The sequence below is a fragment of the Cognatiluteimonas weifangensis genome (assembly GCF_003416885.1).
GTDB classification, from domain to species: domain Bacteria; phylum Pseudomonadota; class Gammaproteobacteria; order Xanthomonadales; family Xanthomonadaceae; genus Cognatiluteimonas; species Cognatiluteimonas weifangensis.
In genome coordinates this window covers 104593-116242 of the sequence record NZ_QVPD01000009.1, presented here as the reverse complement: position 1 = coordinate 116242, position 11650 = coordinate 104593, and the positions used below count along the sequence as shown (strand labels likewise).

10 protein-coding genes are annotated in these 11650 nt (G+C 71.7%); 1 reads left to right on the top strand and 9 read right to left on the bottom strand.

The features are described 5' to 3' along the window. Positions 1-234 precede the first annotated feature (234 nt). The 3 genes from rlmD to D0Y53_RS09610 all read right to left on the bottom strand — a co-directional run bounded on the left by rlmD (position 235) and on the right by D0Y53_RS09610 (position 4537). Positions 235-1590: a 23S rRNA (uracil(1939)-C(5))-methyltransferase RlmD gene (gene rlmD, locus D0Y53_RS09620; RefSeq protein ID WP_233511736.1), complete on the bottom strand. Its 1356-nt coding sequence runs from the start codon at positions 1588-1590 to the stop codon at positions 235-237. Positions 1591-1839: 249 nt separating this feature from the next. Continuing rightward, positions 1840-2445 carry a YdbL family probable chaperone protein gene (locus D0Y53_RS09615; protein ID WP_233511735.1) on the bottom strand — a complete coding sequence of 202 codons (606 nt, stop codon included), beginning with the start codon at positions 2443-2445 and terminating at the stop codon, positions 1840-1842. A 55-nt stretch (positions 2446-2500) separates the two neighbouring features. Then, the gene (locus D0Y53_RS09610; protein WP_147319050.1) at positions 2501-4537 is read right to left on the bottom strand and encodes a translocation/assembly module TamB domain-containing protein; all 2037 of its coding nucleotides are present in this window, start codon (positions 4535-4537) and stop codon (positions 2501-2503) included. Positions 4538-4570: 33 nt separating this feature from the next. On the opposite strand from D0Y53_RS09610, the gene D0Y53_RS09605 reads away from it, so the two are divergent. Further along, positions 4571-5308: a response regulator gene (locus tag D0Y53_RS09605; RefSeq protein WP_117202997.1), complete on the top strand. Its 738-nt coding sequence runs from the start codon at positions 4571-4573 to the stop codon at positions 5306-5308. 138 nt (positions 5309-5446) lie between these two features. Here D0Y53_RS09605 and recO read toward each other — a convergent pair whose 3' ends face one another. From recO to lepA, 6 genes are all read right to left on the bottom strand, one after another. Then, entirely contained in the window at positions 5447-6193 is a 747-nt protein-coding gene (recO, locus tag D0Y53_RS09600; protein WP_117202996.1) for a DNA repair protein RecO, read from the bottom strand. 97 nt (positions 6194-6290) lie between these two features. Beyond that, on the bottom strand, positions 6291-7211 hold the full coding sequence (gene era, locus D0Y53_RS09595) for a GTPase Era (RefSeq protein ID WP_117202995.1): 921 nt from the start codon (positions 7209-7211) through the stop codon (positions 6291-6293). 385 nt (positions 7212-7596) lie between these two features. Beyond that, positions 7597-8301, bottom strand: a complete 705-nt coding sequence (gene rnc, locus D0Y53_RS09590) for a ribonuclease III (protein ID WP_117202994.1) — start codon at positions 8299-8301, stop codon at positions 7597-7599. Continuing rightward, positions 8298-8675 (bottom strand): DUF4845 domain-containing protein, encoded by a 378-nt coding sequence (locus D0Y53_RS09585; RefSeq protein ID WP_117202993.1) that lies wholly within the window; start codon positions 8673-8675, stop codon positions 8298-8300. Before D0Y53_RS09585 ends, rnc begins: the two co-directional genes overlap by 4 nt. Before the next feature lie 77 nt (positions 8676-8752). Continuing rightward, positions 8753-9544 carry a signal peptidase I gene (lepB, locus tag D0Y53_RS09580; protein WP_117202992.1) on the bottom strand — a complete coding sequence of 264 codons (792 nt, stop codon included), beginning with the start codon at positions 9542-9544 and terminating at the stop codon, positions 8753-8755. A gap of 98 nt (positions 9545-9642) precedes the next feature. After that, positions 9643-11433 (bottom strand): translation elongation factor 4, encoded by a 1791-nt coding sequence (lepA, locus tag D0Y53_RS09575; protein WP_117202991.1) that lies wholly within the window; start codon positions 11431-11433, stop codon positions 9643-9645. Positions 11434-11650 lie beyond the last annotated feature (217 nt).

The window sequence follows — 11650 nt, the reverse complement described above, 5'->3', positions numbered from 1 at the left end:
GGCCTGTGCGGGACCGTCGGCGGCATGGATGCCGCCGAGGAGCCTACAGGGACGTATTCACGGCGTGTCCCGCACAGGCCGGGCCACTGGCTTCCCCCCGCAAAGGTTTCCGCACTTGAAGGAAGTACTCCCGGCATGTCCCGCACACCGGGCCATCGGCTTTCCCGCAAGGAGTCCCAGAGATCGAACTACACGCATGCTTCTTCATGCGCGAGACCGGCCCGAACTGGCAGGCTATCGCGGTTCGAACAGCGCGATCGACTCCACGTGCGCGGTGTGCGGGAACATGTCCATCACACCCGCCGAACGCAGCGTCCAGCCGCGTTCGTTGACAAGGTAACCGGCATCGCGCGCGAGCGAGGCCGGATGGCAGCTGACGTACACGATCCGCTGCAGCCCCTTCAGCGGCAGTTGCTTGAGCACCGCGTCGGCGCCGGAACGCGGCGGATCCAGCAACAGGCGGTCGAAGCCCGCGCGCATCCAGGGATGCCCGCGCAGGTCCTGGGCGAGGTCGGCGGCATGGAAGTCCGCATTGACGATGCCGTTGTGGCGGGCATTGTCGCGCGCGCGCTGCACCAGCCCGGCGTCGCCCTCCACGCCCACCACCTCCCGCGTTCCGCGCGCCAGCGGCAGGGTGAAGTTGCCGAGGCCGCAGAACAGGTCGAGCACGCGCTCGTCGCGCTGCGCGTCCAGCAGTTCCAGCGCGCGCGCGATCATCTTCTGGTTGAGGCCGGCGTTGACCTGGATGAAGTCCAGCGGACGGAACTGCAGTTCCACGTCCCACTGCGGCAGGCGGAACGCCAGCTGCGGCTCTTCGGGCCATAGCGCACGCACCGAGTCGATGCCGCCGGGTTGCAGGAAGATCGCAAAGCCGTGCTCCCGTCCGAAAGCTTCCAGCGCCGCGTGGTCGGCTTCCGGCAGCGGCTGCAGATGACGGAACACCAGCGCGACCCCGCCGAACTGCGGCGTGGCGTCGCCGGCGATGAACTCGATCTGCGGGATCTCGCGTCGCGCCTGCAGGCCGTCGACCAGCGCCGCCAGCGCATCGACCTTGAAACCGAGCTGCGGGATCACCGTGTGGCAGACCGACAAGTCGGCGACGAAACGCGGATCCTGCTCGCGGAAGCCGACCAGGGTTTTGTCCTTCTTCTCCACCCGCCGCACCGAGAACCGGCCCTTGCGCCGGTAGCCCCAGGCAGCGTCGGTCAGCGGCGGCAGCACCGCCGCGGGCGCGACGTGGCCGATGCGCTCCAGGTTTTCCAGCAGCACGCGCTGCTTGGCGTGGATCTGCTGCGCTTCATCCAGATGCTGCAGCGCGCAGCCGCCGCACACGCCGAAGTGCGGGCAGCGCGGCGGCACCCGGTGCGGCGAGGCACGCAGCACCTGCAGCGTCCGGGCTTCGTCGAAGCTGCGCTGGCGCGCGGTCTGCTGCGCCAGCACGCGCTCGCCGGGCAAGGCGCCGGTCACGAACACGGCCTTGCCGGCACCGGCCTGCCCTTCGGGGCGGCGGGCGACGCCGCGGCCGTCGTGGCTCAGGTCGAGGATGTCGAGCTCGAACGGCGTCTGGTCGATGCGGGCCAACGGGGTCACGGCGTTGCGGCGGGGCCGGGTATTGTCGCAGAGGCGCCGGGGCCGGATCGGTCCGGGTGTCCACCCGCGTGCGGCGCACCCGCCGCAGCATCGGCCGGCGACGCCCGGGCGTATGCGCGCGCCCGCCCCACGCCGCCGTCGAAGCCCGGCTGCGCAGTACCGGCAAGGCACCGCGCCAGCGTTGGCGTCCGACCCGGAAACGGCAACGGCCCGCCGGAGCGGGCCATTGCGGGCAGCGGACCGGTGTAACTACTTCTGCTTCCAGGCGCCGCCGGCGTCCTGGTACCACCAGCCGCTGCGGGCGCTGGTGATCCACTGCTTGGCGAACACGCTGCGGATCTGCGCTTCCCATTCCGGGTGGCCGTTGGCGACGGCGACCTCGCGGTACACCGCCTTGCGGTCGCGGTTGTCGTCGGCGACCGCCTGGTTGACCGCGACGCGGTCCTTGAGCCCCAGTTTGCCGGCGTCGCGCACCACCACCAGGCCGTCGCTGGTGAAGCCGAGCGCGCCCGAATCGAAGCCCGCACGCAGGCTGGCGTCGAAACGCGTCGCCATGCGCGCCTGGATCGCCTGGATCGCCGGCGTCTTGATGGTGATGTCCGGCGTGCCCTGGGCGTGGGCCGGGGCGATGCCGAGCAGCAGCAGCGGATCGAAACGGAACGCGGGCGCGGCGCTCGCCATGCCGCCGCCGTCGTTGCCGCCGTCGTCGTCCTGGGGCGCGGGCGCCGGCGGCGTCTCCTCGCCGATCACCTTCTCCACGAACTGCTTGGCCGCTTCCCGGGCCTCGGCGGCCGGAAAGTAGACGTTGATCGTCACGCACGCGGTCAGTACCAGCGCCGCGAGCGGCATTCCCATCCAGCGTCTCATCCTGCGTCTCTCCTGTACGGCCTTGTGGTGTGTGGCGCGGGGATCATTGCACGACCGGCTTGACGTCGCCCTTGCCGGCGGCGGCCAGCCGCTCCAGCAGGGTCGGCCAATCGACTTGGCGATTGAAGCCGACCACCGTCAGCCGCGGCAGCCCGGCGCCTTCGACGATAGTAAAGCCGGCCCCGGCTGAATGCAGGCCGCCCATCTCGCAGACCTCGTTGGCCAGGCGACAGGCAATGCCGATGCGGCGATAGCCGAAGTCGTCGAACAGCCCGATCAGCTGCCCCTGCAGGCTGCTGACGAAGGAACTGTCACCGACGCTGGAGATGTTCTGCACCGCGCGCTGGCTGATGCGCTGGCGGACGCCGGCGCGACGCGCCGCGGCGGCGTCGGTATGCAGCTGCGCGTCGAACGCGGTCGCGGTCCAGTCGACCAGGCGCAGGTCGGCGATGCGGCCGTCGAGCTTGCCGCCGATGCTGCCGAAGTCGAACACGCCGGTCAGCGCCATCAGGTCGATGTCGTCCAGGGCGAGATCGGCGCTGAGCGAAGGCGCGACCCCGAACGGCCGCTCCAGCGACAGCTGCGTCACCTGCACCTGGCCGCCGAACAACTGCACGGTCAGGCCGCCGTCGAATTGCAGGCGCTCGTCGGCATAGCGCGCGTTCGGGATGCGGCCGCTGAGCTCGCCCTGGAACGCCGGCCAGCCCAGCGATTGCGCCAGGGCGCCGATGTCGAGCCCGTCCAGCGCGAGCCCGAAGCGCAGGCGCAGGCCCGCATCGCCCGCCGGCGGCCGCAGCACCAGATCGTCGAAGCGCAGGCTGCCGCCGAAGGCCGGCAGGGTCACCGCCTCGCGCAGGCGCAGTTCGCCGTCGCTGCTGTCCAGCGGCAGCGTGGCGGCGGCGAAATCCAGCCCGTACAGCTGGCCGCCGCGCCAGCGCAGCGCACCCGCCACCGGCGCTCCGGCGGAGAACCGCAGCGGGCCGGCGAGGCCGTCGAAACGGAAACGGTCCCTGCCGTCGATCAGGTCGATGTCGTGCAGCTCGGCGCTGGCGGACTGCAGGTCACCGTCAGCGACCCGCAATTGCGCCTCCAGCGCGCCGCGCAGTTGCAGGTCGGCCAGCCCGAACAGGCCCAGCCAGCCGGACAGGTAGCGCTCGCGCAGCGGCGCGAGGTCGCGGCTGCGCAGGCGCAGGTCCAGCGCGTGCAGGCCGGCATCGGGAGTCAACACCGCGCTGGCGTCGGCGACGAGCACCTCGCCATCGCGCCAGGCGATCGCCGGCAGTTGCCAGCCCGCCGCGCCCGCCTGCCGGCCCTCGATGCGCAGGCCCACCGGCGTCGCGGGCAAGGCGATGTAGGCGTCGCCGGCGAGCAATTCGCCGCCGCGCAGGTCGCCGTCCAGCAGCAGCGTGCTTTGCCGCGCGCCTTGGCGCCAGTCGACTGCGAAACGGCCGCCCAGGCCCTGCCCGGCAATGCTGGCGTCGGCGCTGTCGAAGGCGGCGTCGGCGACCGCCAGCGTACCGGCGACCTGCAAGGCCGCCTCCGCCGGCGCATGCACGCGCAGCCGGCCGTCGACGCTGCCGGTCTGCAGCTGGCCGTCCGCCCATGTCTGCGCCAGCAGCGCCTGCATCCAGGCCAGCGGTACGCGAGCGAGCTCCAGCGTGGTGTCGTCCGGCGTCGCCGCCAACCGCTGCAGGGTCAGCGTCGCATCCCCGCTCGCCAGCGTCACGTCGGTGCTGGCCGCGCCGAGGTCGACCGCCAGCCGCCACGGCGCACCGTTCGCGCCGCTGCGCAGCACGCCGTCGCAACGCCAGCCGCCGGCAGCGTCGCGGTGCAGCGGGCAATGCCAGCGCAGGTCACGGAACCGGTAGCCCAGGTCCGGTGCCTCGACCCGGCCCGCGCGCAGGGACAGCTCCCCCTGCGTCGCCTGTGCCGGCCAGTCCAGCCGCACCTGCACATCCTGCAGCGTGGCCACCGCGGTGCTCACGCGCGCGATCCGCGCCTGCAGGGTGCGCGCCATCGCCGGCGCGGCCGCGGACAGGCACGTCAGGCACAGCAGCAGCGTTACCATCGGGCGCGTCATGCGCGCAAGCATACCGACCACGGAGGGCAGGCAATGAAACCGACGACGCGGCCGCGAATCCTGCTGGTCGAGGACGACCCGGTCAGCCGCGCCTTCCTGAGCGCGGCGCTGGAAGCGCTGCCGGCGCAGGTCGACGCGGCCGCCAGCTGCGGCCAGGCGCGGCAGTGTGTGCAGGTCATGCCGGACCACGCGCTGTGGCTGATCGACGCCCATCTGCCCGATGGCGGCGGCGCCGAGCTGCTCGCGAGCCTGCGCGCGGCCGCGCCGCGGACGCCGGCGCTGGCGCACACCGCCAGCACGCAGCGCGCCGACCTGGACGCCCTGCTCGCGGCCGGTTTCCTGGAGGTGCTGGTGAAGCCGATCGCGGCGCGGGCGCTGCAGGGCGCGGTCGGCCGCGTGCTCGGGCTGGCGCCTGCCCCGGCCGACGAAGTCGCGCCCGCCCCCTGCGGGAAATTGCCGGACTGGGACGATGCCGCCGCGCTGGCGGCGTTGAAAGGCGAGCCGGCGCATGTCGCGGCGCTGCGGCGCCTGTTCCTCGGCGAATTGCCGGGACAGCGGCAGGCGGTCGCGGCGGCGCTGGCGGCGGGCGCGGTCGATCGGGCCGGCAGCGAGCTGCACCGGTTGCGCGCCAGTTGCGGCTTCGTCGGCGCGGCGCGGCTGGGCGCTGCGGTGCAGGCGCTGCAAGCGGCACCGCACTCGGACGCGGCGCGGCGGCGTTTCGAGGAAGCGGCCGACGATCTGCTGGCAGCCGCGGCGACGGCAGCGCGCTGAGCACGGCGCGGGCGGCCGCGGCAGTCCGGTGCGCAGCGGTGGCTTGCGACCGCCCGGGTCGGCGAGATGCGGGCATTTCCGGCCCCGGGCACCTGCCGTCACGCCCGGATCCCGGTGTCGGTGTCGGTGTCGGCGCCGCTACGCGCGCGGCGCCAGGCGCCCGAGCTCGCCCAGCAGTTCCCAGGATTTCAGGCCGCGGCCACCCAGGTGGTACGTCAGCACCGGGCGCAGCGCGCGGCGCAGGCCGGCGAGGTCGTCGGCATCGAGGGCGCTGGCGGCCAGGTCCTCATCCGCGGCCAGCGCCAGCAGCGCGCGGCCGGTGGCGGCATCGCTGCGGTCGTCGCGGCCGCGATCGCGCAGCAGGCGGCGCGGCCCGTACTCGGGATCGATCCGGTAGCGCGCGGCCGGATCGATGGCGAGGCCGTCGCCATCCACCGCGCAATCGAAGCCGAAACCCAGCGCCTGCAGCAGGTCACGCTCGAAGCGCCGCAGCGTCCAGGCCAGCGGCGCGCCGGCGCCCAGCCGCGCCCGGCTGCGCGCATAGGCGACGAACAGGTCCGGTTGCGGGTCGCCGCGCGGCGCCAGCCGCAGCACCAGCTCGTTGACGTAGAAAGCGGCGAGCGTGGCTTCGCCGGCCAGCCGCGGCGCCGCGTCCAGCGCCTCGGCCGCGCGCAGTTGCGCCAGCTCGCCGCGCTGCACCGCGTCGATGCGCAGGTACTGCAGCGGTTGCAGCGCCGCACGCAGCACGTGCCGCTTCGGCCCCTGCACCCCGCGCGCCAGCAGTCCCAGGCGGCCGTGGCTGGCGCCCAGCACCTCGACCAGCAGGCTGCTTTCGCGCCACGGGCGGGTGTGCAGGACGAAGGCGGGCTCGCCGGCGATGCGCATCGAAAAACCAGAAAACCGGGGTCAGAGTACGTTTTCCGCCAAGCTAGCACCCTTGCGCCGTGGCCGGCGGCAAAACGGGCTCCGGCCCGTTCGTCGCTCAGTCGTGGTAACCGAGGGTGCGCAGCGCGGCCTCGTCGTCGGACCAGCCCTCGCGCACCCGCACCCAGGTCTGCAGGAACACCTTGCAGCCGAACAGGCGCTCCATCTGCTCGCGCGCGCGGCTGCCGATCTCGCGCAGGCGCGCGCCGCCCTTGCCGATCACGATCGCCTTCTGCCCGTCGCGCTCGACCCACACCACCGCGCCGATGCGCAGCAGCGGGCCGTGCTTGCCGGGCTCCTCGACGAACTGCTCGATCTCGACCGTGGTGGCATACGGCAGCTCGGCGCCGAGCTGGCGCATCAGCTGCTCGCGCACCAGTTCGCCGGCGAGGAAGCGCTGGCTCCTGTCGGTGATCTCGTCCTCGGCGTACAGCGCGGGCTGTTCGGGCATCAGCCGCAGCAGGTCGTCGACCAGCGCCTCCAGGCCCTTGCGCTTGAGCGCGGAGACCGGGTGCACCGCGGCGAAATCGCGGCCAGCGCTCACCTGCGCCAGGAACGGCAGCAGCGCCGCCTTGTCCTTGATCCGGTCGACCTGGTTGACCGCGAGCACCACCGGCACGCCGGCTTCGCGCAAGGCATCGTGGGCCAGCGCATCCTCGTCGTCCCAGCGCCCGGCCTCGATCACCAGCAGCGCCGCGTCGACGCCCTCCAGCGCGCCGCGCGCGGCGCGGTTCATCCAGCGGTGCATGGCCGAAGACGAAGCCTTGCCCTGCTCGCGGTGGATGCCGGGGGTGTCGACCAGCAGCAGCTGGCCGTGCGGGAAGCTGGCGATGCCGAGCAGGCGGTGGCGGGTGGTCTGCGGGCGGCTGGAGACGATGCTGACCTTGGCCCCCACCAGCGCATTGACCAGGGTGGACTTGCCGACGTTGGGACGACCGAGGACGGCGACCTGGCCGGCGCGGAAGGGCGGTTTGCTCATCGGGCAATTGTACGGGGGCGCAGTGCCGTCGCCCCGGCGGGGGTTGCAGCACCCTCTCGGGTGATGCGGCGCGAATGGGGTCCGTCGTGCGCCGGGCGATCAGCCGAGAAAAGCCGCGGCTTCGGCCGGAGTCGGGGCGCGGGCCGGGGATTGCTCCCCGGCTCGGTCGGGCCATCCCGGGCCCGACTCGCCGCCGCGCGCTGTCCTGCGTGCTGTCCGCAATCCCCGGCCCGCGCACCGACTGCGCCCACGTCAAGGCGCGCTGTCTCGACCCGGGACAATGAACCCTGCCCTGCGTCCACGCGGCATCCGGCGTCCGGCGTCCGGCGTCCGGCGTCGCAGCGTGCGATCCGCGCGTTTCAGACTGCGCTCGTAGGCGCCGCACTCAGCCGGCGGGCTGTTCGATCCGGGCCAGCGCCGCTTCCGCGGCGCGCTGCTCGGCGGCACGGCGCGAGCTGCCGCTGCCTTCGGTGGCTAGCGCCGGCTCCGACAGCGCGCAGCCGACCCGGAAGGTCTTGTCGTGCTCGTCGCCGCTTTCGCCCAGCAGCGCGTACACCGGCAGCGGCAATTGCCGTGCCTGCAGCCATTCCTGCAGTCGGGTCTTGGCGTCCTTGCCGACCCGGTGCAGCGGCGGCAGGGCCGCCAGCAGCGGCTCGAACCAGGCCAGCACCGCCTGCCGGCAGGTCTCGAAACCGCCGTCCAGGTACAGCGCCGCGATCACCGCCTCCACCGCATCGGCGAGGATCGAATCGCGGCGATGGCCGCCGGACTTCATCTCGCCGGGCCCGAGCGTGAGGCGCGCCCCCAGATCGAGCTCGCGGGCGATGCCGGCCAGCGCCGACTCGCGCACCAGTTCGGCGCGGGCGCGGGTCATCGCGCCTTCGTCGGCCCGCGGCCAGCGCGCGTAGAGCTGCTCGGCGACGATCAGGTTGAGCAGCGCATCGCCGAGGAACTCCAGCCGCTCGTTGTGCGGGCTGCCGGCGCTGCGGTGGGTCAGGGCCTGCGCCAGCAGGCCCGGGTCGGCGAACACGTGGCCACCGAAGCGAGCGGCGGCCGGATCCGTGCCGGTATGTGCGGGATGCGCGGTCAATCCGGGCCCTGGTTGGTCAGGTTCTCGGCCGCGGAGAACTTGCCGACCACATCGAGGTTGGCGATGATCGGCTTGCGCACTTCGTAGTCGACGCTCATCGACCAGCCGCGGTCGACGCGCTGGAGCTTGACGTTCTCCGGCTTCACGTTCTCGGCGTAGCTGATGTAGAGCCGGCGGAAGAACAGGTCCTGGATCTTGGCCGGATCGCGGTTGGCGATCCCCGGCTCGGCCTGCAGGCCCTTGAGCGCCTGCTGGACCGCGTAGTACTCCGAGTACATCGGCACCAGCTTCATGCCGATGTAGGCGAACAGGCCCACCACGCCCAGGACGACCACGAACCCGATCAGGGTCATGCCGCTTTGCGTACGCTTCATTGCCTTCCCCTTCTGGTCAAGAGTCCATGCCGGCCATCGCTGCTGGACCGGCCCGGGCGAGTCTACGCAATCGCGGCCTACGGAATCCTGCTGCCGATCCGGTCGAAGTCCACCCCGCCCGCGCTGCCGTCCCAGTGCATCCAGATCAAGAACGCCTTGCCGCGCAGGTCCGCCTCGGGCAGGAAGCCCCAGAAGCGGCTGTCCTCGCTATTATCGCGATTGTCGCCCATGACGAAATAGTGCCCGGCCGGGACCGTCCATTCGCCCTCGCCCTGGATGAAGTACGGCAGGTCGTCGCGTTCCAGCACCGGATGCGGGCGCCCGGGGAGTTGCTCGGTCAGCAGCTTGGCGCCGCTGGCGTCGGCGCCGCGGCCCCGGCCCACGTAGCGGCCGCGGGGGTCGTAACGCAGCGGCTGCCCGTTCAGGTACACCGTGTCGTCGCGATAGGCGACGGTGTCGCCCGGCAGCCCGACCACGCGCTTGATCCAGTCCTGCTCCGGGTGCTGCGGCGGGTGGAACACCACCACGTCGCCGCGCGCCGGCTCGCCGAGGTCGAGGAACTTGCGGTTGTTGATCGGCAGGCGCAGGCCATAGGCGAACTTGTTGACCAGGATGAAGTCGCCGATCAGCAGCGTCGGCATCATCGAGCTGGACGGGATCCGGAACGGCTCGGCGACGAAGCTGCGCAGGCACAGCACCACCGCCAGCACCGGGAAGAAGGCTTTGGCGTAATCGACGAGGACCGGTTCCTTCGGCTCCAGCAGCCCCGCGCGCTCGGCGCGCCGCCGGGCCAGGAACAGCCTGTCGAGCAGCCAGATGATGCCGCTGGACAGGGTCAGGACGACGAGGGCGATTTCGAACCAGCGCATTGAGGCTCCTTCGGAGCGGGATTCGGGTTGGGGATCGAGGGTTCGCTACGGTCCGGGCTCCGCGTTTGCGCAGCCCCGGCCCGAACCGCCGATCCCGGCTACTTGTCCACCTGCAGCACGGCGAGGAAGGCCTCCTGCGGGATCTCCACCCGACCGACCTGCTTCATCCGCTTCTTGCCTTCCTTCTGTTTCTCCAGCAGCTTCTTCTTGCGGGTGGCGTCGCCACCGTAGCACTTGGCCAGCACGTTCTTGCGCAGCGCCTTGACCGTGGTGCGGGCGATGATCTGCGAGCCGATCGCGGCCTGGATGGCGACGTCGAACATCTGTCGCGGGATCAGCTCGCGCATGCGCTCGGTCAGCTCGCGGCCGCGGCGGTCGGCGTGGCTGCGGTGGGTGATCAGCGACAGCGCGTCGACGCGGTCGCCGTTGATCAGCGTGTCCACGCGCACGAACGGGCCGGCCTCGAAACGCACGAAGTGGTAGTCCAGCGACGCATAGCCGCGCGACACCGACTTCAGGCGGTCGAAGAAGTCGAGCACCACTTCGGCCATCGGCAGCTCGTAGCTGACCTGCACCTGGCTGCCCAGGTACTGGATGCCGATCTGGCGGCCGCGCTTCTCCTCGCACAGGGTGATGACGTTGCCGACATAGTCGGGCGGGGTGAGGATGTTGGCGCGGATGATCGGCTCGCGGATCTCGGCCACCAGATTGGCCTGCGGCAGCTTGGCCGGGTTGTCCAGCGGCAGGATGCTGCCGTCGGTCTTCAGCACCTCGTAGATGACGGTCGGCGCGGTGGTGATCAGGTTGAGGTCGTACTCGCGCTCCAGCCGCTCCTGCACGATTTCCATGTGCAGCATGCCGAGGAAGCCGCAGCGGAAGCCGAAGCCCATCGCCTCCGAGCTTTCCGGCTCGAAGCGCAGCGCGGCGTCGTTGAGGCGCAGCTTCTCCAGCGCCTCGCGCAGGTCCGGGTAGTCCTCGGCGTCGACCGGGAACAGGCCTGCGAACACCCGCGGCTGCATTTCCTGGAAGCCGGGCAGCGGGTGCGGCGCGGGGTTGTTCGCCTGGGTCAGGGTGTCGCCCACCGGCGCGCCGTGCACGTCCTTGATGCTGGCGGTGACCCAGCCCACCTCGCCGGCGCCGAGCTTGTCGAGCACCTTGCGCTTGGGGGTGAACACGCCGACGTTGTCGACCTCGTGCGCGCGGCCGGTCGACATCACCAGCAGCTTGTCGCCCTTGCGGATCTCGCCCTGCATCACCCGCACCAGCGAGACCACGCCCAGGTAGTTGTCGAACCAGGAGTCGATGATCAGCGCCTGCAGCTTGTCGGTGTCGCGCGGCTGCGGCGGCGGGATGCGCTCGACGATGGCCTCGAGCACGGCCTCGACGTTGAAGCCGGTCTTGGCGCTGATCGCGACCGCGTCGGTGGCGTCGATGCCGATCACCGCCTCGATTTCCGCCTTGACCTTGTCGACGTCGGCGGTGGGCAGGTCGATCTTGTTCAGCACCGGCACCACTTCCAGGCCCTGCTCGACCGCGGTGTAGCAGTTGGCGACCGACTGCGCCTCCACGCCCTGGGCGGCGTCCACCACCAGCAGCGCGCCCTCGCAGGCGGCCAGCGAGCGGCTGACCTCGTAGCTGAAGTCGACGTGGCCGGGGGTGTCGATGAAGTTGAGGTGGTAGACCTGCCCGTCCTTCGCGGTGTACGGCAGCGACACCGACTGCGCCTTGATGGTGATGCCGCGTTCGCGCTCGATCGGGTTGTTGTCGAGCACCTGCGATTCCATCTCGCGCGCGGTCAGGCCGCCGCACAGCTGGATGATGCGGTCGGCCAGGGTCGACTTGCCGTGGTCGACGTGGGCGATGATGGAGAAATTGCGAATGTTCCGCATCGGTCCGGGCTGGAGACGCGCACGCCGCAAAGGCGCGCACTGGGTGGGGTCGAACGCCCGGCAGCCGGGTCGCGTGGCCCGGACGCGGGCGCCGGCTGGACCGATGCGACGCGGGTTGGGGCCGAACGCGACATTATCGCATGGCCGACGCGGCCGCCGCGGCGGCGCCGACCCGGGCCGGCGCACACGCCACAACTCCGGGGATGCCGCCACGCCG

Excerpts from the sequence above, each read along its gene's own strand:
- D0Y53_RS09615 (WP_233511735.1), bottom strand. The coding sequence starts at position 2,445 with ATGGGAATGCCGCTCGCGGCGCTGGTACTGACCGCGTGCGTGACGATC.
- D0Y53_RS09610 (WP_147319050.1), bottom strand. The coding sequence starts at position 4,537 with ATGACGCGCCCGATGGTAACGCTGCTGCTGTGCCTGACGTGCCTGTCC.
- D0Y53_RS09605 (WP_117202997.1), top strand. The coding sequence starts at position 4,571 with ATGAAACCGACGACGCGGCCGCGAATCCTGCTGGTCGAGGACGACCCG.
- recO (WP_117202996.1), bottom strand. The coding sequence starts at position 6,193 with ATGCGCATCGCCGGCGAGCCCGCCTTCGTCCTGCACACCCGCCCGTGG.
- era (WP_117202995.1), bottom strand. The coding sequence starts at position 7,211 with ATGAGCAAACCGCCCTTCCGCGCCGGCCAGGTCGCCGTCCTCGGTCGT.
- D0Y53_RS09585 (WP_117202993.1), bottom strand. The coding sequence starts at position 8,675 with ATGAAGCGTACGCAAAGCGGCATGACCCTGATCGGGTTCGTGGTCGTC.
- lepB (WP_117202992.1), bottom strand. The coding sequence starts at position 9,544 with ATGCGCTGGTTCGAAATCGCCCTCGTCGTCCTGACCCTGTCCAGCGGC.
- lepA (WP_117202991.1), bottom strand. The coding sequence starts at position 11,433 with ATGCGGAACATTCGCAATTTCTCCATCATCGCCCACGTCGACCACGGC.